This window comes from Viridibacillus arenosi, assembly GCF_001955655.1.
In the GTDB taxonomy this organism is placed as follows: domain Bacteria; phylum Bacillota; class Bacilli; order Bacillales_A; family Planococcaceae; genus Viridibacillus; species Viridibacillus arenosi.
This window is the reverse complement of sequence record NZ_MSPW01000007.1, coordinates 75,747-96,859: the sequence shown is the minus strand read 5'-3', so window position 1 is coordinate 96,859 and position 21,113 is coordinate 75,747. Positions and strand designations below refer to the sequence as shown.

Genomic DNA, 21,113 nt, shown 5'->3' with positions numbered 1-21,113 from the left:
GCTATTAATTTTATTTTGTAAACGGAGGTTAGTCATATTATGGTTCGCCTATATACAGATGACTTAAGCATTGGTTATGGTGACCGTTTAATTGTCAAAGAATTGAGTATATCAATTCCCGATAAGAAAATTACAACGATCATCGGCGCAAATGGTTGTGGTAAATCAACGCTTTTGAAAACAATGACTCGTATTATTTCTCAGCAATCAGGTGCAGTCTTGCTAGATGGGGAAAACATTGCCAAGCAAAATACGAAGGACTTAGCGAGCAAAATGGCTATTCTCCCTCAAACACCAGAGAGTGTTAGTGGGTTGACAGTAGGGGAGCTTGTATCCTATGGACGCTTTCCTTATCAAAAGGGACTTGGCCGGTTAACAAAAGAGGATTATGACGTCATTGAATGGGCTCTCGATGTAACAGGAACTACTGAATTCAAATACCGCTCTGTTGATGCATTATCAGGCGGTCAGAGACAACGTGTTTGGATTGCCATGGCGCTTGCACAAGAGACAGAGATTATTTTCCTTGATGAGCCAACAACTTATCTAGATTTAGCTCATCAATTAGAAGTTCTCAACCTTTTACAAAAGTTAAACGAAGAACAAGAACGTACTATTATCATGGTATTACATGATTTAAATCAAGCAGCGCGTTTTGCTGATTATATTATTGCTTTAAAAGATGGGGAAATTGTGAAGGCAGGAAATTGCGAAGATGTTATTACAGCTGATGTACTTGAGAAAGTATTCGCAATTGATGCTCATATCGGAATAGACCCTAGAACAAACAAACCAATGTGTGTCACATATGATTTACTAAAAGGAGCAGAAAAATGAAAAAGTTATTTATACCATTCGTATTATTATTCGTTTTAATCATTGCCGCTTGTGGCAATAAAACTGAGGATAAAGCTGAGGATACTTCAGCAGATAAAAACAATGAGCCAACGACGATTACATATGAATCTGAAGATGGTCCAGTAGAAGTGCCAGCCAACCCACAAAAAGTTATAGTATTAGGTTCTTTTGCAGGTAACGTAATGGCACTTGATGTACCACTTGTAGGTGTTGACGCTTGGGCAAAAATGAATCCTCGTTTTGATTCAACTTTAAAAGACGTTGAAGAAGTAACAGATGAAGATATAGAGAAAATTATAGAGCTTGAACCAGACTTAATCATTGGTCTTTCAACTGCTAAAAACATTGATAAACTAAAAGAAATTGCTCCAACAGTAACATTTACTTACGGAAAAGTAGATTACCTTACACAACATTTAGAAATTGGTAAATTATTAAATAAAGAAAAAGAAGCAAAAGTATGGGTTGACGATTTTAAAGAACGTGCTGCTACAGCAGGCGATGAAATCCGTGCGAAAATCGGGGAAGATACAACAGTTTCTGTCATCGAAAACTTCAATAAAGACCTATATGTATACGGCGATCACTGGGGTCGTGGAACAGAAATTTTATATCAAGAAATGAAATTAAAAATGCCTAAAAAAGTAGAAGAGTCAGTCTTAAAAGACGGCTATTATGCTCTATCTCAAGAAGTTTTACCTGATTATGCTGGTGATTATGTTATCTTAAGTAAATTCTCGGATAGTGATAATTCATTCCAAAAAACAGAAACATTTAAAAACATTCCTGCTGTTAAAAATGGTCATGTATATGAAGCAAATGCTAATGAATTCTATTTCAATGATCCGTTAACTCTAGAATATCAATTAGAATTCTTCAAAGACCATTTCTTAGGAAAATAAGCATCACTAATTTTAAAATAGGAATGATGATTAACTATGACAAAAGAAAAACAACAATCCATACCGTTTGTTATTAAATTCATAGTAGGAATTATCGTTCTGATCTGTATATTTACAGTAGCTATGGTATTCGGTGCTGCAAATACTTCTGTAAGAGAAGTATGGCTAGCTATTACTTCAGATTCAGCGAGTGATACCATTACGATGATTCGAGAAATCCGTTTACCGAGAGAGGTCGGCGCCATTTTTGTTGGTGCCGCCCTTTCTGTTGCGGGTGCTATTATGCAAGGCATGACACGAAATCCATTAGCAGATCCAGGATTACTTGGACTAACTGCTGGTGCAAATGCTGCTCTAGCCATCACCTTTGCTCTTCTACCATCCACAAGCTATTTTGGTATTATGATTGCTTGTTTCATAGGTGCCGCAATTGGCGCTGTTTTAGTATTTGGAATTGGTATGTTAAAAAGAGGTGGATTTTCTCCACTACGAATGGTGTTAGCCGGAACTGCAGTTTCTGCATTCCTTTATGCAATAGCTGACGGGGTAGCCTTATACTTTAAAATTTCAAAAAACGTTTCTATGTGGACAGCTGGGGGCCTTGTCGGCACTGCATGGAGTCAGTTACAACTAATTATACCTATTATTATTGTAGGTCTAATTGTAGCTCTCCTTCTTTCAAGACAGCTCACTTTACTAAGTTTAAGTGAAGAAGTAGCAGTTGGCTTAGGGCAAAATACAATGCGTGTAAAGATCATTTTATTTTTCATCATTATTATTTTAGTTGGAACATCAGTGGCACTTGTAGGAAATATGGCTTTCATTGGTTTAATGGTACCTCACATCGTGCGTGCCATTGTCGGTACAGATTACCGTCTTGTTATTCCCATGTCAGCTATCGTAGGAGCTTCCTTTATGCTATTAGCTGATACAGTTGGGCGTACAATTAACGCACCTTATGAAACGCCTATTGCTGCTATTATTGCTGTTTTAGGACTACCGTTCTTTTTAATCATTGTTCGTAGAGGGGGCAAAGTATTCTCATGATTGCACCTCATTTGATTAGAAGACAACGATTAATCATATTTATACTATGCGCATTAATTATAGCTACATTTATTATCGGTTTAGGTATGGGAGCATCTTCAGTTTCATTCGACCGTATCATTCCAACTATTCTTGGTAACGGTACTTTCAAAGAAGAATTTGTTCTCTTTTCAATACGCCTACCTCGAATTCTTATTACTGTTTTAGCGGGTATGGCACTCGCATTATCTGGCTCCATTTTGCAAAGCATTACACGTAATGATTTAGCCGATCCAGGAATTATCGGGATTAATGCTGGCGCTGGAGTTGGCGTAGCTATTTTCTTTTTATTTTTCCCTGTTGATGTTGGAACATTTATATATGTCTTACCGGCAGTTGCCTTTTTAGGTGCTTTGCTAACGGCTATATTGATATATGCATTTTCTTATAGTAAGAAAGAAGGTCTACAACCGGTACGCTTAGTTTTGGTCGGTATTGGGTTTTCAATGGCGCTCTCAGGCGTGATGATTGTTCTAATCTCATCAGCTGAACGTACAAAAGTGGATTTTATAGCTAAATGGTTAGCAGGTAATATCTGGGGAAATGATTGGGCATTTGTATGGGCAATTTTGCCTTGGCTTGTTATATTAATTCCTTATACTCTATTCAAGGCAAATAAACTGAACTTATTAAACTTGAGTGAACCTGTAGCTATTGGAGTAGGTGTCTCACTTGAGAAAGAAAGAATTGTTTTACTGTTAACTGCTGTAGCATTAGCTGCTTCTGCGGTTTCGGTCACCGGCGGAATTGCCTTCATTGGTCTTTTGTCACCTCATATTGCGAAAGCACTAGTAGGACCGAGAAATCAATTATTTATACCTGTGGCTATTTTAACAGGTGGTTGGCTATTACTACTTGCCGATACTATAGGGCGTAATATTATAAGCTTCAGTAGCATTCCAGCGGGTATTATCGTATCTCTAATTGGTGCACCGTACTTCATTTACCTATTGTTTAAAAAATAAACTAAAACCTCTCATTTATGAGAGGTTTTTTTCATTATTATATTAATACTTGTTCTTGCATCATTTTCAGCGGTTATATATTCAACACCACAATCATTTGCATTTTTATATAGTAAATCGACCACTTCTTTATTTTTGCCTGCAAATAATATAACTATTTTAGGGTATTAAAGCAAAATGAATATTAGGATCAACGCAAAAATAATTTGGAATAGACCAATACCACCTGCATATGCAGATAATTTCCATCCATGCTGTGTTAAATCTTTTATATTAACACTCATACCAATACCTGCAAGTGCCGTGATTTCCAAATAATTTCCAAAAACTTTGATTGGATGTGTAATTGCTGCTGGAAATAAAACAATACTATTGATTACACACAATAATAAAAACCCTGCTACATACCAAGGAACAATTGAACGTATGTTGAATTTTCCTTTAGTGGCTTCTTGAGCTTCTTGAGCCTCTTGATTTGCCATCTTTATACGTGTTAGAACAAACACGACTAATGCTAAGAAAATGATTCTGCTGATTTTAAAAATTTCTGCCTGATCTTTCACTGCCTCACCAACTATGCTCCCACTAGCAACTACTTGCCCTACGGATTGCAATGTCCCACCTATTAAAGCTGAAGACGGTAGAATATTATTATGAAAAACAGTACTTGTAATGACAGGCAAAAGAATCATCAAAACCGTACCTAGTAAATTAACAATTGTTATTGATACAGCCATATCTGATGTTTTTGCATTAATTGCTGGTGCTGTTGATGCAATAGCTGAAGAACCACAAACTGCATTACCACTCGCCATCAATAAGCGAAAGTCCTCACCAAAACTTAATTTTTTTCCCAACCAAATAACAAAAGCAATTGTCCCAGCCATTTGAATAAGAATAAAAGAGATACCCGTTAGCCCAATATTAAATAAAGAGTTAAATGTCAGCGTTGCACCCAATAAAATAATTGAATAGTATAGCAGATTACTTTCTGAAAACTTTATTCCTGGTCTTAACATCGAGTTCGACCCAAATTTTAAATTGCCAATCATAATACCTATTAAAATAGCAAATAACCCACTGCCTAAACTTGGAAAGAAACGTCCAAATACCATTCCAATAAAAGCGATCATAATACAAATTATCAATCCAGGTAGAACATTTATTATTTTCTTCATTTTGTAACCCCATTTATTTTTGTTTGTACCTAAACTTTACTGGAGAATTAATAATCAGTAAAATACAGATAAGTAATTATGACTATTAGTATTTCTAATAAGGGGGAATTTAATGTATTACGATGCTTTAAAGACATTCGTTGCTTTAGCGGATATAAAAAACTTCACGAAGACAGCTGAATACCTCCATATTTCTCAACCTAGCGTTAGTTTACACATAAAAAATTTAGAAACTGAATTTAATACACAGTTGTTTTTACGCTCACCTAAATCTCTAAAAATTACCCCCTCTGGTGAAATTCTCTATGATCGCGCTAAACAAATGTTAGCTATTTACGATCAGACCAAATCGGATATTCTAACACTTCAAAATGAAATTAAAGGAAAACTGCTAATTGGCGCAAGCTTTACCATTGGCGAATACGTACTACCTTCATTACTCGTTACTTTACAGCAAAAATATCCTGAACTTCATCTGGAGGTAATGATCGGAAATACGGATGAGGTTGTTGAAGCTGTTCAATTGCTGAAGATAGATATCGGCTTAATCGAAGGGCAAACAACCAATAAAGAGTTAATTATAGAACCCTTCATGGAAGACGAGTTATTGTTAGTCGCATCTCCTTCACATGTGCTTGCCCAAAAAGAAATCATAACGATTCAAGACTTACATAATCACACATGGCTAACTCGCGAAGAAGGCTCAGGTACACGTAATTACTTACTTCATGTACTAGAATCTAACAGTATCAATATTAAATCGCTAATCTCCATTAGCAGTAATCAAGGATTAAAAGAATTTATGACACAAGGAATTGACGGACTTACACTACTATCAAAGAGTGTCATTGAACATGAATTAAAAAGAGGGACACTCGCTGCTATCCGTTTAGAAGACCATATATTTAAGCGGAGTTTTTCCTATGTATATTCACCTATTATGGGAAGTAAAAAGAATACCTCTATGTTCATAAAAGAAATCAACAATAAGTGGCATATATAAAAAGCCGTTTCTTACATCAAACGAATGACGTAAAAACGGCTTTCTTATTCAATACCCCTATTGTTTAAACGTGCGTTTTAAAAATGACTTTGTACGTTCATTTTGCGGATGGTTAAAGATTTGCTCTGGTGAACCTTCTTCCACTATGACCCCTTTATCCATGAAAACAACACGATCTGAAACTTCTCTTGCAAATTCCATTTCATGTGTCACGATTAACATCGTAAGACCTGTACCTGCTAATTCCTTCATAACCTTTAGAACTTCTCCAACCATTTCTGGGTCGAGTGCAGATGTTGGTTCATCAAAAAGTAATACATCTGGTTCCATAGACAGCGCTCTAGCAATAGCTACACGTTGCTTTTGACCACCTGATAATTGGTGTGGCTTCGCATTGACATAACGATCTAAACCAACAACCTTCAAGTACTTCATAGCAACATTCTCAGCATCACTTTTAGAGCGTTTTAAAACCTTTGTTTGACCTACAATACAATTTGTTAATACATTAAGGTTATTAAACAAATTGAATGATTGGAATACCATACCTAGTTTTGTACGATAATTATTTATATTATGGTTGTTATCTAGAATATTGTCACCTTGATAAACAATCTGTCCTCCACTTGGTCTTTCTAATAAGTTAATACAACGTAGAAGCGTAGATTTCCCTGATCCTGAAGAGCCGATGACACAGACAACTTCCCCTTTGTTTACAGAGAAATCAATGTCTTTAAGAACTTCATGAGTGCCAAAGGATTTGCTTAGATGTTGTATCTCGATTACATTTTTCATAAGTCTATCTCCTTTGTCCGCATCATGCTTTTTTGCCTTCCATTTGTTCTAGATCATCAATCATTTGATAGTTTTGTGGACCATCTAATCGTTTTTCAAAGTAGTGTAGAATTTTCGTCACTACGAATGTCATGATTAAGTATAAAATACATGCTACAAAGAATGACTCGAAATATCTGAAATTATTCCCCGAAACAGATTTTGTTTGGAAGTATAGTTCTGTAACCCCAATTACATTCAATACTGATGTATCTTTAATATTCATAACAAATTGGTTACCTGTTGCAGGTAAAATATTCCTTAAAACTTGTGGTAATACTACATGAATCATAGTTTGCCAATGATTCATACCAATCGCTTGAGCTGCTTCAAATTGGCCCTTATCTACTGAGATAATACCGCCACGTACAATTTCAGCCATATACGCTCCTGTATTAATAGCAACGATAAAAATTGCTGCAAACGTGCGGTCCATATCTACACCAAATGCTTGGGCAGCACCATAGAAAACTACCATTGCCTGAACAATCATTGGTGTACCTCGGAAAAATCCTACGTATATCCCAAGAATTATATTTATTAGTTTTAATACAATTCTTTTTAATCCTCTTTCAGGTTTAGGAATCGTATTAATAATACCGATAAGTAATCCAATGATTGCACCGAAAACAGTACCAAGTGTTGCAATTAATAACGTCATCCATGCCCCGCGAAGGAACATTTCCCAGTTTTCTGTTGCTATACTTATAATCCAATCAATACTCATACTGTTCCTCCTTCAAAAGCAGTAATACCGACTGCTTCATATGCAGCCGGTATCCGTCATACATTATTTTGCAGCTGGTTGGTTTGCAATCGCTTTATCCATAATTTCTGTACGCTCTTCTTCAGAGATACCTTTTAAAACTTCATTAATTTTATCTTTTAATTCGCTATCTTTTTCAATACCTACAGCAATTGCTGTATCTTCTTCAGACGCTTTAAAGCCATCTGTGAATTCAACCATTACAAATTTATCATTTGCAGCTGAAGAACTAATACCTTCTGGACGTTCAGATACATAACCATCAATCACACCTGATTCAAGTGCTACACGCATTGCAGGGAAGTTATCCATTGCAGCTTGTTTTTTAACACCAGTAATTTGATCTATTACATCATAGTGTGTTGTATTTAATTGACCTGTAATTTTGGCACCACTAAAATCCTGGATTGATTTAGCTTTCTCGTATTTACTGCCCTTTTTAACAACCATTACATAATTAGATGTATAGTAGTTATCAGTGAAATCAATTGTCTTTTTACGCTTTTCAGTTGGAGACATACCCGCCATAATTGCATCAATTTTACCTGAAGTTAATGAAGGTACTAGACCGTCCCATTCTGTTTTGACGATTACTAGTTCTTTTCCTAAAGATTCTGCAACTCTTTTTGCAATCTCAACATCATAACCGCCAGCATATTCTGCGTTACCAGAGATTTTCACGCCGCCGTTTGAATCATCCTTTTGTGTCCAGTTAAACGGAGGGTATCCCGCTTCCATACCAATTGTGAATGTTTCTTTTTTTGTTTCCCCTTCAGTAGATGCACCTGATCCCGAACCTGCATCTTTAGTTCCACAACCAGCTAATAGTAAAATAGCAAGTAGTGTCATAGCAGAAAAAATTGCCCATGTTTTTTTCATATTATATTCTCCCCCTCTAAATAATATCCTTAATTTTCTTCAAAATACTAAAAAAGGCTATTGTACGTATAAAAAACGCGCCCTGAGATGAACTCAGGTCGCATTGTACAATAGCCTAAATCCTCTACTTATCCCTAAATGAGATAGCTCAACTCAACGAACTAGGACGTTCATTGAGACAGTCCTGCAGTTATTAACTACAGACCCAGCAAGTAACATCGAGTGTATTACAAACTTCGGCGACATCTCCTTCTCAATAGTTTCATAGTTTCTCAAGCTCCACTAAAGACTAATAGATATCGCGCCTCTACCTCACCCATTAACAAGTGAGGTTGTATTCAATTATCATTGTACACAGTCTACAGTAACGAACTTTCAGTGTCAACACACATTTTATAAAATACTCAGAATACTATCTTTTTTCTTACAACTAGTTTTTAGCCTCTAACAATATCTGACCCAGCGTACGTAACTTCACCTGTCGTAGCATTAATCTTATCAATTACACCATTTTCAGAAGGTGCATTAATAGAGTAATTTAAGCTGTATATTGTCATTTCATCATCTTCATCTATCTCTTCAAAACGTGAAAGTTTCATCTGCAAACTCTGTTTATATATAGTATCCGCTTCTTCTAATGTAATCATTGGTGTAGTATTCACACCTCGAATAGCCTCCATATTTAATGCGCTATACAAACATGAACGAATAATTCCTGTATGTATACCTACCTCAATTAGAACGGAGTATTTGTCTAATTTGTATCCCTGGAAAAATGGGATAAAAGTAAACATAGTTGTTGGTTCATCTTCATGTTCGTCTTCATGCTCGTCTTCATCATATTCATCCACATTGAAGAGATCATCATCCGAATCATCGTCAAATTCTTCTGTATCATCATTCAATACAGATTGTTCTTCAAGCATGTATTTATGGTGTATGTCACCCGCAATAATCTCTAAAAATTGCATTGCATTGTCTTTTAATTGCTCAAAAGGTAACTCAATCTTTGCTTCTGTATCCCATTCCACATTAGATTCATAGTTAGCGCCTGCATCATCAAAATGTAGTACTTCGATTACAGCTTCTGCATCTTCACCTTTTTCATCTAACTCTTCCGCAACATACCAATATAAATTACCCTCTTCTTCACGTAATACATATTGATCAGTTGCACCCAATAATTTTGGTAATGCCTTCGTCACTTGGACAGGTGTAACAGCAAATTGTTCAAGCTGTGATTCACTGAACAACTGACTTGCTTTTTGAACTTCCCCATCAACAGTAACACCTATATAATCTCGAATTGGTTGATAAACCAATTCAAATTCTCCTTGCTCTTCATTTTCTTCGATTCCTAATTCCACTAATGTCTCTTTACATAAAATTTCTCTAGCTTCATCTTCTGTTACTTCCACTTTTGGATATGTAAGTTGATAATATTCTTGGAATATTGTAGCCGCTGTAATAGTGCCATATGAATTAATCTCTATAACTGCACCAGAATTAGGTAAAGGGAGTTTTAATTTTTTATCGATAGCTTCATAAACTACTAAATATTCTCCTTCGCCAATTTCAGAGAAATTACTAAATTGTATTACTTCACGGCCGAAATCCTTCACAAAGGACTCTGTAATATGTAAAATTTCATCCATCTCAAGTTCTTCTAGATTTTCTAACTCAACATCGTTGTTTTCTACTAATTTATCAAAATCGATGTTGATGTTTGTCAACTCTTTATCGTCAGTCACTTCAATATAACCGTAATTGACATCATTTCTTGCATCCAGGACTTCAATACTATCTTCCATTGTTTCATCTTCATTGATTACAATCGGAGGCAGTCCAATTAAATACTTCTTCAATTTCATTTCTATCTCTATCATACGATGCTCCCTTTCAAGAAATGTATTATTGTTACTATAATATTAACTTCTTAAACAGTGAATTACTATCAAATAGGACATAATAAAAAAAATAATCTACAAATAACGTCATATTTCTAATTTAACAGAAAAAATCCAAAAAAAAAGAAAAAAGACCTGCCTTACGCAAGCCTTTTTCCCTGTCATTATCCAATTAAAACTAAATTAGCCCTTAAATATATTCTGTATGATACAACTCTACAATAAGCAGATATTCCTACACAAGTTATATTAAATTTATTGTTTTAGTCTTTTTTTACGTCATTGATACTCAAATATATATCTAAAAAATGCTCTTAGTATTTTGGATCATCTAACGCTTGATAATCTTGTTGATATTTACCGCCATCAGCAACTTCTGCATGATATAAAGCTTTCAGGGCATAATTTTTTTCAAGATCCAAAGACTTTTTCAACTCTTTAAATTTTGTATGCAATTCTTTGTTTTCATTTATTAATTGTTGCATTTGTGATTTAATGTATTTCAAAGATTTTCATCTCCTTTCAGATGGTTAATCTATTTAATCAGTATACCACTAATCGTAATGCTTTTTAATGTCCATAATTTGCTTAAATTAAAGCAATAATAGTAATTCAAAGAACAGAAATAATTATAATATGAAGTGGACCGATTTTTTTAAAGTAACTACCAGCGATGAAACGAAACCAATACAACATACGATATTGCTAAAAGATTTTTAATTAAAATGAATATAAACAGCGATTTACAACTACTCTCTAAAACTTCAAGGTATATTTCAACAAGATCTCCTAATGCTACTCTTAATAAACTTCATTTTTTGAAATTAAAGACTTCTCTCCCTTAAGAATCTCTTACATCAAACTCTGTATTTTAAACTTCCCTATAAGATTTTTTATGATTATTACTTGAATATCTACAGAATAAGATGAAAACGCTTATTATCTTTTGACATAAGACCAAAAATGATGTAAATTACTAAAAGACGAACGTTTTATTTATAAGGATAATAATTATTCGGTTTTAGGAGTGTGTTTTATGGAAAATGTATTTGATTACGAAGATATTCAATTGGTTCCTGCAAAATGTATAGTAAATAGTAGATCTGAATGTGACACATCTGTTACTTTAGGTGAACATACATTTAAATTGCCTGTCGTACCTGCAAATATGCAAACAATTATTGACGAAAAAGTAGCCATTCAATTAGCTGAAGATGGATATTTCTATATAATGCATCGTTTTGAACCAGGAAAACGTGCAGATTTCACTAAAGATATGCAAGCTCGCGGATTAATCGCTTCAATTAGCGTTGGAGTAAAAGAAGAAGAGTATGCCTTCATCGAACAATTGGCAGCAGATAAGATTGTTCCTGATTTCATCACAATCGATATTGCACACGGTCATTCAAATGCTGTAATCAATATGATTCAACATATTAAAAAACATTTACCTACTAGCTTTGTAATCGCTGGTAACGTTGGTACACCAGAAGCTGTAAGAGAATTAGAAAACGCTGGCGCTGATGCTACTAAAGTGGGTATTGGACCAGGTAAAGTATGTATAACAAAAATTAAAACTGGCTTTGGTACAGGTGGCTGGCAATTAGCTGCTCTACGCTGGTGTGCAAAAGCTGCTACTAAACCGATTATTGCAGACGGAGGTATCCGTACTAATGGCGATATCGCTAAATCTGTACGCTTCGGTGCTTCAATGGTCATGATTGGTTCATTATTTGCTGGACACGAAGAATCTCCAGGTAAGACTATTGAAAAAGACGGTAAACTTCTTAAAGAATATTTTGGTTCAGCTTCAGAATTCCAAAAAGGTGAGAAGAAAAACGTTGAAGGTAAAAAACTGTATGTTGAACATAAAGGCTCTCTAAAAGATACCCTTACTGAAATGCAACAAGACCTTCAATCATCTATCTCTTATGCTGGCGGCAAAAAACTTGACGCTATCCGTACAGTAGATTACGTTGTCGTTAAAAACTCTATCTTTAATGGTGATAAAACGTACTAAGAACTTGTAAAACATTAAAAACCGCCAAAAAATTTCTTGGCGGTTTTTTTCAATTATCTATATTTGATTACTTTCTACAATTTCAACAAATTTTGTTGAAGCTGGCGATAGAGGAACACTTTTTAAAAAGCATACGCCTATACTCCTTTTTGGGATTTCTTCCATTAAAGGCACTTCATATAAAATTCCTTTATTTAAATAATCTTTGGAAAATTCCTTTGTTACACAAGCTATCCCCAAATTTATTTTTGCAAACTCTAATAATAAATCATGTGAACCCAGTTCAAATTCTGGTGAAATCTTAACACCCTTTGTCATAAGATAATCATCTACATATTTCCTCGAGACAGATTGTTGCTCAAGTAATATTAGTGGCAAATCTACTATTGAAGCAAAGCTAAGTGGCTCCGTAATTGTCTTCATGTATTGTTCTCCACAAACGAATATATCTTGAACATCAATACAAGGTTTAAGCTCTAATGTTGGATCATCAATAGGGAAATTACAGAAGGCAATATCAACTTCTCCCGATTTCAATACTGCACAAAGCTCCATTGTTGTACCATTCATTATTTTAAATTTAATATTTGGGTGCTGATTATGAAAAGCTTCTAAAAAAGGAAGTAAAAAATACTTTGAAATTGTATCGCCCACACCTATTTTCAATTCACCTGTAGTTAAATCTTTAAATTCTAAAAGCTTTTCTTCTCCGACATGAAGTAAGTTAATTGCTGAATTTGCATATTCGAATAATAAGCTACCTTCATACGTTAAAGAAACCCCTTTAGGTGTTCTATTAAATAGGCGGATATCTAGTTCATTTTCTAATTGTTTAATCGCCTGACTAACAGCTGGTTGTGTCATATACAGATCATTTGCGGCTTTTGAAAAACTTGAGCTTTTCCCCACTTTACAAAACACTTTATATAAATCTAATTTACTTACCATATAACCTCACCTTATACCTATCATTTGATATATTAATTTTACTTATACCATTATTGTGAGGTATATTACAAGTTGTGAGTTTTAAAAAATAATAGTAAACAATATAGCAATGAGGAGCGATTATTTTGGAAAGAGTAGTTGGAACAGTTGTACGAGGTCTTCGTGGCCCAATCATCAATCAAGGCGATAGCATTGAAGATATCGTTGTAGAAAGTGTATTAAAAGCATCAGAAGTTGAGGGCTTTAATATTCAAGATAAAGATATCGTAACAGTAACAGAATCAATCGTTGCCCGTGCTCAAGGTAACTATGCTACAATCGATCACATCGCAAAAGATGTTAGTGCGAAATTCGGAGATGACACTGTAGGCGTTATTTTCCCTATCTTAAGCCGTAACCGCTTTGCTATCTGTCTTCGTGGTATTGCAAAAGGCGTTAAAAAAGTTGTTTTAATGCTTAGCTACCCTTCAGATGAAGTAGGTAATCACTTAGTTGACCTTGATACACTTGATGAAAAAGGCGTTAACCCATGGACAGACGTTTTAACTGAAAAACAATTCCGCGAATTATTCGGACATAACAAACACACTTTCACTGGCGTTGATTATATCGATTACTACAAATCACTAGTCGAAGAATACGGTGTTGAATGTGAAGTTATCTTCTCGAACAATCCAAAAACAATTTTAGAATATACTAAGAGTGTATTAACTTGCGATATCCATACAAGATTTAGAACAAAAAGAATTTTAGAAGCTAACGGTGGAGAAAAAATCTACAGCCTAGATAACATCCTAGCTGAATCAATTGATGGTAGTGGTTTCAACGAAAGTTACGGTCTACTAGGATCAAATAAATCAACAGAAAATAGCGTGAAGCTTTTCCCACGTAATTGCCAACCTGTTGTAGATAAAATTCAACAAATGCTGAAAGAAAAAACAGGCAAAAATGTTGAAGTTATGATTTATGGTGATGGCGCATTCAAAGATCCAGTAGGTAAAATTTGGGAGCTTGCTGATCCAGTTGTATCACCTGCTTACACAGCTGGTCTTAATGGCACACCTAATGAAATCAAATTAAAATATCTTGCTGATAATAACTTTGCTGATTTAAGAGGCGAAGAACTTCAAAAAGCTATCTCTGAATACATTGATAATAAAGGAACTGACCTTGTAGGCGCTATGGAAGCACAAGGTACTACACCTCGCCAACTAACTGACCTAATCGGTTCTTTATCTGATTTAACATCAGGCAGTGGTGACAAAGGTACTCCAATGATCTTTATCCAAGGTTACTTTGATAACTATACTAAATAAGATTTAAAGATGATGGGTGAGGCTGTAAGAACTTTAATCAGCACTCTTATCAAAAAAGAGAGAATAGGCAATTGTCTATTCTCTCTTTTTATTTTATCAATCTATTTTCCATAACCTTTCGTAATTCCTTTACAACTAGTTTTTTCATGCTGAAGTAGCCATTCCTTTCTCCACACGCCCCCTGCATAACCTGTTAATTTTCCGTTTGAACCAATAATTCGATGACAAGGTATAACAATACTTAATTTATTTTTTCCATTTGCATTTCCTACTGCTCTAATGGCCTTCTCATTTCCAATTGAAACGGCAATATCTTTATACGCCACTGTTTTTCCGTATGGAATACTTGTTAAGGCGTTCCACACAATTTTTTGAAAGTCTGTCCCTTCATATTTAATAGGAAAAGTAAATTCACGACGCTCCCCTTTAAAATATTCATCAAGTTGAGTATAGCAATTTTCTAAAATAATTGGCGTTTCGTCTTGCTTATTATTTACGGCTCTGTCCTGTTCAGAAAACATAATAGAGCTAATTGCTTCATCTGTACCTGTTATTTCTATCACTCCAATTGGAGATTCATAATCTAATTTATATAACTTACTCATATAAAGACCTCCATAGATAAAAGGTTGCGTATGCTTGCAGCCCTGCCCAATTTGCTGATAGCTCTTTGATTTCATCTATTGTTGGCTTACGCCCTAGGCCTAAATGGATTTTCAGCGCGTTGTGGAGACCGACATCCGTTATTGGAAAGGCAGATGGATGATGTAAGCATTTCATCATCACATAGTCAGCCGACCAAGCCCCTATTCCTCTAATCTTCATTAACGACTTTTGAATTTGTTGATAGTCCTGATACCCAAGTATCAATTCCTTTGTTAATATACCCTTTGTCATTATCTTAGCTACATCAATTACATACTCGGCCTTTCTAACAGAAAATTGCAGTTCCCTTAAATCATCCACAGTTATAGTTGCAATCTTTTCATAGGTCGGGAATAGCCAAAAGGTATCACCCATAAAGGTAAGACTTTCACCAAAGGTCTCAACAAAGCGTTTTTTTATTATGTAAGCAAAAGTTAAATTTATTTGCTGTCCAATAATTGCCCAGGATAGTGCTTCAAATAAATCTGGAATACACATAATCCTTAAACCATAATATTTCTGAACAAAAATCTGTAACACCTTGTCCTGCTTTGCTGCATCATAAAACACACGAAGATCTGTCTCCAAATCAAACCATTCCCATATATAAGATGCCACTTCCTCACGGATTCCTTTCGAGGGCGGAGTAATAGGAAATTCGACAAGAATTATATTTTGAATGCATCCAATTTTACATAAAACTAATTCTTGATTTATTTTTATTAGTTTATATAAATATCCATCTCTTATTTGATGCAATACTTCTTGCTTAGACCTATTTAAGAACAATAAACACTCTTCGAAATTGAATTCTTCAGGTGGATAAATTTCTATATATGATTGGTGATTAATCCAATTCATTTCCACAACTCCTTACCCTTCAAGGCTTCGATATTCACTAGGGGAACAATTCGTTAAACGACGAAATGACTTATAAAAATTGGACGAGCTTTGAAATCCAACTTCATAGCAAATCTCAAGATTCGTGTGACTTGTACTTTTAAGAAGATGCGTTGCCTTATCGATTCGTATTTTTTCTAAATAAGTACGCGGAGTTTCTGAAGTTTCCTGTTTAAATAGACGGTCAAGATGATACGGGCTTATACCGACATGATCAGCAATATCCTGCAATGATATCTTTTGTTTATAGTGATTGACCAAAAAGGTAGTTACAATTCTTACAAGTCCGGTGTGTGGTGAATGCTCAACTTCTGGCTGACATCTCTTACAAGCACGGAATCCGGATTTTTCAACCTCATTGATGTCATAGTAGAACTCTACATTTATTTTTTTAGGCTTCCTTGATTTACAAGAAGGACGGCAATAGATTTTTGTTGTTTTTACTGCGGTAAAAAAAAGCCCATCGTATGTTCGATCACATGCAATAATCTTTTCCCACATTTCTTCAAAAGAAAAATTTAAATTTTTCACCTTTTATTTCACCGCCCTTTCGGATTAATCTTCATATAAAAGTGAAGTATCCTTTAACTCCAGCATTTGTGTCGCATTTTTTTCTAAAAAGGCAATTACTTTATCCGATAAAGCATTTCCAAAACTAAAACGTCTCACGCCTATATCCTTCAGCTAATTACAATTTGTTAAACCAGGTAAAGATAATATATTTAGTGGGGCGTCAATATGAATAACTATTTCTTTAATTTCATCTTCTTTAGTTAAACCTGGGACAAATATTCCGCTAGCCCCACTTTCTACGTACGCTTGTGTTCGATTAATCGTTTCCAAAAGTGGATTTCCCATTTGTAAATAAGTATCTGTTCTAGCATTGATATAAAAGTCTTTAAAACCATTTTGATTTAGAGCTGTTCTGATTTTCGTTAAAAGATTACAGTGATCCTTTAACTCTCTCAATCCTTGTTGGCTTTTTAGAGAATCCTCAATATTAATTCCTGCGACACCAATATCGGCTGTTCTTAGCACATGATTAACAATTATATCAATATCTTCACTATATCCTGCTTCAATATCCGCCGAAACAGGTATCTTTACATTATCTGTAATTGTCTTAATAATTTCTAAATGCCTATCAAAATTAATTAATTCACCATCTGCATATCCAAGTGAGTTGGCAATTCCCCAGCTCGTCGTACCAATTGCTTTGAACCCTACTTTCTCAAGAATTAAAGCAGATAGAAGATCCCAAGCATTTCCCAAAAATAACGGTTCCTCCAACAAATGAAGTTCATTGAACTCTTGAATGGTGGTCATTTCATTTCCTCCTAAAGTGTATTGAATCTCATTTTAACAAGGTATCCACATTCAATTCGTCCTCAATCTTGCTATTATGGTCTAGAAATCAAAAAGGAGAAATCATTGATAATTTCTCCTTTTACCTTAAAAATCAAGTTATATTCATATAATCTCTTTTATTCTGCAATAAGTATCTATTTCAAAGACTACCTATTTTTTTAAGTTAATGATTAAAATAACGATTTATGTCCTAACCAAGATTCTATATCAACACTACCTTGAACGGCTAATAATCGGTATAAATATCGATAAGGCACTCTATATTTTGTTAAGTCGGGAATTTCCATTACCCTTTCATAACCCTCCTTAAAGTCTTCGACTGATTTTTCATCTAGCACATATTCTAATGCGATAAAATCTAACTCTCTAGGAGCAATAACATATGCTTCCGTATCGACAAGACCAGTGATTTCTCTACCGTCCGATAAAAACTGTGTTGGATCCATATCTACTAGTACAAATGTAGAATATTCAGGGACAGGTAATCCATTGATCAAATTATTTATTTCAGGGAGCATGTTTTTTATTCTTTCTTCTTTAAAGTGAAATCGGGATACTGAATCAAATAAAGCATCTTTCATATGTTGATTAAATTCTTCTAAACTTACTTGATAGCTCCTTGATGGATTACCTACAAAATTTTCTTTATATTGATGAATTTTAGCCAAACCTTCTCCAAAACTTTGCAAAACTGAAGATGGCAGACCAATAAATGACTCGACTATTTGTCCTTTTAGTTTTTCTACAACAACGAATTCTTTTGTTAGGATCCTCCCCTTATCTATTACTTTTGGTATTGATATTGAAGTAAGGTTGCTCAATGTATTATTAACATGTTCTAATTCATAAACTTGCCTTGGGTCAATTCCGAATAACCTTTTACATCCCCACCAAAATTCATTATTAGGATCATCTTTCATTTTAGAAGGTCGTACAACCACTTCTTGATTATCTGTTTTAACCAACCATACATCACTAGCGTGGTCTTCATAACCAGGGCTTAATTCCAGCATATCTTTAATTGGCTCTTTAAATAAAAATTGTAAATCCATAAAATCTTCCTACTTTCAAAATACATACTTTACTAATGTATTTTTCTATAACGGCTCTACGTTCTCCTTTATAATTTTTTTCTGAAAAATTATAAGACAAATAAAAATCTTATTTTATAAATATTTCCCTAAAACATGAAATATTACTTGAAAAGTACCTTTACACCATACAAAAGACTTATATTAATGTGCAATTTGTGCGATTTAAAATATTGAAAAAATTAGGGGGCATCATTTACAAAAATAGGTAATAAAGTGTGCGCTTGTAAGATATTATAGAGGATACAAAATTTAAAGGGTAAAACGTAATTATTATTCTATTCTGAGTGAATATAAGGGGGTTCTATCATGTCTAACTTAAATAATCTAAAAGAATTTGAAGAACTTCACGTCGAATTTCAGGGGAAAGTATTAAACTTGAAGTTACTTCTTCAGCAAAATGAAAATGAGCACATTGAAAACAAATAATAATAATAAATATCCTTCACAAACTAATGTTATAAAGAAGGGTATTAGTTATGGAACTTGCCTATCTATGATTATTTCTTATACTACGTATCACTCCATAGGGTGGGCTGTTATACATGGTTGTTTTAGCTGGTTTTACGTTATCTATTGCTTAATCAAATATACTCCTGGTTTATTTTAGAAAGTAGAAAAGACCTCTAGCAAGCTCTAGAAGTCTTTTTTTACTTTGAACCATAGATTATTTAATTTCTGCCTCATGGCTATTTTTGAACCACTTCACCTAGCTCTAAAGGCAACGTCACAAAAAATGTAGTCTGTTCACCAAGTTGGCTTTGTACTGAGATTCTGCCATTATGCATGTCTATAATTTTATGCACAATAGAAAGTCCTAAGCCACTGCCCCCGTTTGATACTGCTCTAGATCTATCTGCTTTAAAGAAACGTTCAAATATATGTTTTTGGTCTTCTTCTGTCATTCCTATCCCAGTATCAGTAATAGAAATAGTGACCGTATCATTTTGTTTGAATAAACGAATATAAATCGTTCCTCCATTTGGAGTGAATTTTATACTATTACTAATTAAATTCATCCATACTTGATTCATCAAATCTTCGTCAGCAAAGACTGTGACATTTTCCAAATCGATTTCCATTTCAATATTTTTAGAAATCCATCTCGGCTCACAAGATAAAACGACATTACGTAATTGTTTATCTAATCGAAATTGTTTTGGTTCAAATGGATGATGTTGTGATTCTAATGAAGTTAATTTTAATAAATTATCACTGATTTTCGATAATCGATGGCTTTCCATCTCAATAATTTCTAAATAGTGCTGCCTTTTTTCATCAGTCAAATTAATATTTTTCAAAGCTTTTGCAAAACCATTAATCGATGTTAACGGAGATTGAATTTCATGAGAAACATTGGATATAAACTCTTGACGCATTTTCTCCATTTCTCCTAATTCAATTGCCATATGGTTGATACCGCTAATAAGTTGTCCAAAATGATCTTCGTCATCATCTGATTTTAAGTCTAATTTGACGCTAAAATCCCCTTTCGCAATTCGTCCTAAGGCATCAACAATGGTATCCCAATAATTACGTTGTCTTTTTAATCCAAATAAAAAGAGAATAGTAACAGTACATCCAAAAAGTATAAAAACACCTATTACAGTATTAAATTGTTGCCAAAATCCTTGAGGGTACTTGCCTAGCCAATCATATATATAAGAGGTCACGTGAAAAGAGATAAACGCAAAGAGAGTGTTAATTAAAAGGAAAAGAATAATCACACACAGTAATTTTAATATAATTATCCATTTCTTCATAAGCCTAGTTCCAATCGATAACCGAGCCCCCGGATTGTCCGTATTATGAATTCACTTTTATCTTCTGGGAATCGCTCTCGAAGTCTTTTAATATGAACATCTACCGTACGATCATCACCTTCATAGTCATATCCCCAAATTTCTTCTATCAATTGTTCTCGTGAGAATGTCTTCCCAGGATAACTTGCTAATGTAAATAATAATTCAAATTCCTTTAATCGAAGAGTAATATTTTCTCCTCCATACATTAGCTCATACGTTTCTCGATTCATCCAAACATTTCCCACTTCCACTGTTTGAGATAAAGAAATATGGTAACGCTTTAGGATAGATTTAACTCGAACGATTAACTCTGCTGGCTCAAATGGTTTTACAAGATAATCATCCGTACCCAGATTAAATCCTTTTACTTTTTGAGCGGTTTCCCCTTTTGCAGTCAGCATAAGAATAGGCAAATCGTTATTTAGCCTTCGTATTTCTCGGCATAATTCCCATCCATCCATATTTGGCATCATTATATCCATAATGACCATATCAACTTTTTCCGATTCTAACTTGGACAGTGCATCAACACCGTCCACAGCTTCAAGTATACTTAGTCCTTCATTTTGTAAAAACACACTTACTAATTCTCTAATATGTTCATCATCATCCACAACTAACAGTCTTGTCATGACAACAAAT

The 21,113-nt window shown here is 34.3% G+C and carries 20 protein-coding genes, 1 pseudogene and 1 riboswitch; of the genes and pseudogenes, 7 read left to right on the top strand and 14 right to left on the bottom strand.

Translation table 11 applies throughout. From position 1 onward, the window contains the following. Positions 1–39 precede the first annotated feature (39 nt). Genes BK137_RS13770 through BK137_RS13755 form a run of 4 tightly spaced genes read left to right on the top strand, consistent with a single transcriptional unit; the run spans position 40 to position 3,811 of the window. Complete coding sequence (locus BK137_RS13770) at positions 40–837, top strand: ABC transporter ATP-binding protein (RefSeq protein WP_038178923.1); 798 nt, start codon at positions 40–42, stop codon at positions 835–837. Continuing rightward, entirely contained in the window at positions 834–1,760 is a 927-nt protein-coding gene (locus BK137_RS13765) for an iron-hydroxamate ABC transporter substrate-binding protein (RefSeq protein WP_038178921.1), read from the top strand. The genes BK137_RS13770 and BK137_RS13765 overlap by 4 nt, the downstream gene beginning before the upstream one ends. Before the next feature lie 36 nt (positions 1,761–1,796). Further along, on the top strand, positions 1,797–2,807 hold the full coding sequence (locus tag BK137_RS13760; RefSeq protein ID WP_038178919.1) for a FecCD family ABC transporter permease: 1,011 nt from the start codon (positions 1,797–1,799) through the stop codon (positions 2,805–2,807). Further along, on the top strand, positions 2,804–3,811 hold the full coding sequence (locus BK137_RS13755; RefSeq protein ID WP_038178917.1) for a FecCD family ABC transporter permease: 1,008 nt from the start codon (positions 2,804–2,806) through the stop codon (positions 3,809–3,811). The genes BK137_RS13760 and BK137_RS13755 overlap by 4 nt, the downstream gene beginning before the upstream one ends. Before the next feature lie 167 nt (positions 3,812–3,978). Here the strand turns inward: BK137_RS13755 and BK137_RS13750 are convergent, their stop codons facing one another. Next, entirely contained in the window at positions 3,979–4,989 is a 1,011-nt protein-coding gene (locus BK137_RS13750) for a YeiH family protein (protein WP_038178915.1), read from the bottom strand. A gap of 112 nt (positions 4,990–5,101) precedes the next feature. On the opposite strand from BK137_RS13750, the gene BK137_RS13745 reads away from it, so the two are divergent. After that, complete coding sequence (locus BK137_RS13745; RefSeq protein ID WP_038178913.1) at positions 5,102–5,992, top strand: LysR family transcriptional regulator; 891 nt, start codon at positions 5,102–5,104, stop codon at positions 5,990–5,992. A 57-nt stretch (positions 5,993–6,049) separates the two neighbouring features. On the opposite strand, the gene BK137_RS13740 is transcribed toward BK137_RS13745, so the two are convergent. The 5 genes from BK137_RS13740 to BK137_RS13720 all read right to left on the bottom strand — a co-directional run bounded on the left by BK137_RS13740 (position 6,050) and on the right by BK137_RS13720 (position 10,884). Then, the gene (locus tag BK137_RS13740; RefSeq protein WP_038178911.1) at positions 6,050–6,787 is read right to left on the bottom strand and encodes an amino acid ABC transporter ATP-binding protein; all 738 of its coding nucleotides are present in this window, start codon (positions 6,785–6,787) and stop codon (positions 6,050–6,052) included. 22 nt (positions 6,788–6,809) lie between these two features. Continuing rightward, on the bottom strand, positions 6,810–7,553 hold the full coding sequence (locus BK137_RS13735; protein ID WP_038178910.1) for an amino acid ABC transporter permease: 744 nt from the start codon (positions 7,551–7,553) through the stop codon (positions 6,810–6,812). Between the two features lie 63 nt (positions 7,554–7,616). Beyond that, positions 7,617–8,471, bottom strand: a complete 855-nt coding sequence (locus BK137_RS13730; protein ID WP_038178908.1) for a transporter substrate-binding domain-containing protein — start codon at positions 8,469–8,471, stop codon at positions 7,617–7,619. Positions 8,472–8,607: 136 nt separating this feature from the next. Beyond that, positions 8,608–8,789, bottom strand: a riboswitch (Lysine riboswitch). A 119-nt stretch (positions 8,790–8,908) separates the two neighbouring features. Next, positions 8,909–10,357 (bottom strand): hypothetical protein, encoded by a 1,449-nt coding sequence (locus BK137_RS13725; protein WP_038178905.1) that lies wholly within the window; start codon positions 10,355–10,357, stop codon positions 8,909–8,911. Between the two features lie 335 nt (positions 10,358–10,692). Further along, positions 10,693–10,884 (bottom strand): hypothetical protein, encoded by a 192-nt coding sequence (locus BK137_RS13720; RefSeq protein WP_038178903.1) that lies wholly within the window; start codon positions 10,882–10,884, stop codon positions 10,693–10,695. Between the two features lie 530 nt (positions 10,885–11,414). Here BK137_RS13720 and guaC point away from each other — a divergent pair. Then, complete coding sequence (guaC, locus tag BK137_RS13715) at positions 11,415–12,398, top strand: GMP reductase (protein ID WP_038178898.1); 984 nt, start codon at positions 11,415–11,417, stop codon at positions 12,396–12,398. A 57-nt stretch (positions 12,399–12,455) separates the two neighbouring features. Here the strand turns inward: guaC and BK137_RS13710 are convergent, their stop codons facing one another. After that, on the bottom strand, positions 12,456–13,346 hold the full coding sequence (locus BK137_RS13710) for a LysR family transcriptional regulator (RefSeq protein WP_038178897.1): 891 nt from the start codon (positions 13,344–13,346) through the stop codon (positions 12,456–12,458). A 125-nt stretch (positions 13,347–13,471) separates the two neighbouring features. On the opposite strand from BK137_RS13710, the gene BK137_RS13705 reads away from it, so the two are divergent. Beyond that, positions 13,472–14,662 carry a coenzyme F420-0:L-glutamate ligase gene (locus tag BK137_RS13705; protein WP_038178895.1) on the top strand — a complete coding sequence of 397 codons (1,191 nt, stop codon included), beginning with the start codon at positions 13,472–13,474 and terminating at the stop codon, positions 14,660–14,662. Positions 14,663–14,763: 101 nt separating this feature from the next. On the opposite strand, the gene BK137_RS13700 is transcribed toward BK137_RS13705, so the two are convergent. The 7 genes and pseudogenes from BK137_RS13700 to BK137_RS13665 form a co-directional block, all read right to left on the bottom strand. Then, the gene (locus BK137_RS13700; RefSeq protein WP_038178889.1) at positions 14,764–15,267 is read right to left on the bottom strand and encodes a methylated-DNA--[protein]-cysteine S-methyltransferase; all 504 of its coding nucleotides are present in this window, start codon (positions 15,265–15,267) and stop codon (positions 14,764–14,766) included. Further along, positions 15,260–16,168, bottom strand: coding sequence for a DNA-3-methyladenine glycosylase 2 (locus BK137_RS13695; protein ID WP_038178886.1), 909 nt, complete (start codon positions 16,166–16,168; stop codon positions 15,260–15,262). The genes BK137_RS13700 and BK137_RS13695 overlap by 8 nt, the downstream gene beginning before the upstream one ends. A 12-nt stretch (positions 16,169–16,180) precedes the next feature. Further along, the gene (locus BK137_RS13690) at positions 16,181–16,708 is read right to left on the bottom strand and encodes a bifunctional transcriptional activator/DNA repair enzyme AdaA (protein ID WP_038179170.1); all 528 of its coding nucleotides are present in this window, start codon (positions 16,706–16,708) and stop codon (positions 16,181–16,183) included. A 54-nt stretch (positions 16,709–16,762) separates the two neighbouring features. After that, positions 16,763–17,533, bottom strand: a pseudogene (locus BK137_RS13685) (isocitrate lyase/PEP mutase family protein). A 212-nt stretch (positions 17,534–17,745) separates the two neighbouring features. Then, positions 17,746–18,627, bottom strand: coding sequence for a phosphotransferase (locus tag BK137_RS13680; RefSeq protein ID WP_038178884.1), 882 nt, complete (start codon positions 18,625–18,627; stop codon positions 17,746–17,748). A 728-nt stretch (positions 18,628–19,355) separates the two neighbouring features. After that, positions 19,356–20,429: a sensor histidine kinase gene (locus tag BK137_RS13670; protein WP_143691054.1), complete on the bottom strand. Its 1,074-nt coding sequence runs from the start codon at positions 20,427–20,429 to the stop codon at positions 19,356–19,358. After that, complete coding sequence (locus BK137_RS13665) at positions 20,426–21,103, bottom strand: response regulator transcription factor (protein ID WP_038179166.1); 678 nt, start codon at positions 21,101–21,103, stop codon at positions 20,426–20,428. The genes BK137_RS13670 and BK137_RS13665 overlap by 4 nt, the downstream gene beginning before the upstream one ends. Between the last annotated feature and the right edge of the window lie 10 nt (positions 21,104–21,113).

Excerpts from the sequence above, each read along its gene's own strand:
- BK137_RS13770 (WP_038178923.1), top strand. The coding sequence starts at position 40 with ATGGTTCGCCTATATACAGATGACTTAAGCATTGGTTATGGTGACCGT.
- BK137_RS13765 (WP_038178921.1), top strand. The coding sequence starts at position 834 with ATGAAAAAGTTATTTATACCATTCGTATTATTATTCGTTTTAATCATT.
- BK137_RS13760 (WP_038178919.1), top strand. The coding sequence starts at position 1,797 with ATGACAAAAGAAAAACAACAATCCATACCGTTTGTTATTAAATTCATA.
- BK137_RS13755 (WP_038178917.1), top strand. The coding sequence starts at position 2,804 with ATGATTGCACCTCATTTGATTAGAAGACAACGATTAATCATATTTATA.
- BK137_RS13750 (WP_038178915.1), bottom strand. The coding sequence starts at position 4,989 with ATGAAGAAAATAATAAATGTTCTACCTGGATTGATAATTTGTATTATG.
- BK137_RS13745 (WP_038178913.1), top strand. The coding sequence starts at position 5,102 with ATGTATTACGATGCTTTAAAGACATTCGTTGCTTTAGCGGATATAAAA.
- BK137_RS13740 (WP_038178911.1), bottom strand. The coding sequence starts at position 6,787 with ATGAAAAATGTAATCGAGATACAACATCTAAGCAAATCCTTTGGCACT.
- BK137_RS13735 (WP_038178910.1), bottom strand. The coding sequence starts at position 7,553 with ATGAGTATTGATTGGATTATAAGTATAGCAACAGAAAACTGGGAAATG.
- BK137_RS13730 (WP_038178908.1), bottom strand. The coding sequence starts at position 8,471 with ATGAAAAAAACATGGGCAATTTTTTCTGCTATGACACTACTTGCTATT.
- BK137_RS13725 (WP_038178905.1), bottom strand. The coding sequence starts at position 10,357 with ATGATAGAGATAGAAATGAAATTGAAGAAGTATTTAATTGGACTGCCT.
- guaC (WP_038178898.1), top strand. The coding sequence starts at position 11,415 with ATGGAAAATGTATTTGATTACGAAGATATTCAATTGGTTCCTGCAAAA.
- BK137_RS13710 (WP_038178897.1), bottom strand. The coding sequence starts at position 13,346 with ATGGTAAGTAAATTAGATTTATATAAAGTGTTTTGTAAAGTGGGGAAA.
- BK137_RS13700 (WP_038178889.1), bottom strand. The coding sequence starts at position 15,267 with ATGAGTAAGTTATATAAATTAGATTATGAATCTCCAATTGGAGTGATA.
- BK137_RS13695 (WP_038178886.1), bottom strand. The coding sequence starts at position 16,168 with ATGAATTGGATTAATCACCAATCATATATAGAAATTTATCCACCTGAA.
- BK137_RS13690 (WP_038179170.1), bottom strand. The coding sequence starts at position 16,708 with ATGTGGGAAAAGATTATTGCATGTGATCGAACATACGATGGGCTTTTT.
- BK137_RS13680 (WP_038178884.1), bottom strand. The coding sequence starts at position 18,627 with ATGGATTTACAATTTTTATTTAAAGAGCCAATTAAAGATATGCTGGAA.
- BK137_RS13670 (WP_143691054.1), bottom strand. The coding sequence starts at position 20,429 with ATGAAGAAATGGATAATTATATTAAAATTACTGTGTGTGATTATTCTT.
- BK137_RS13665 (WP_038179166.1), bottom strand. The coding sequence starts at position 21,103 with ATGACAAGACTGTTAGTTGTGGATGATGATGAACATATTAGAGAATTA.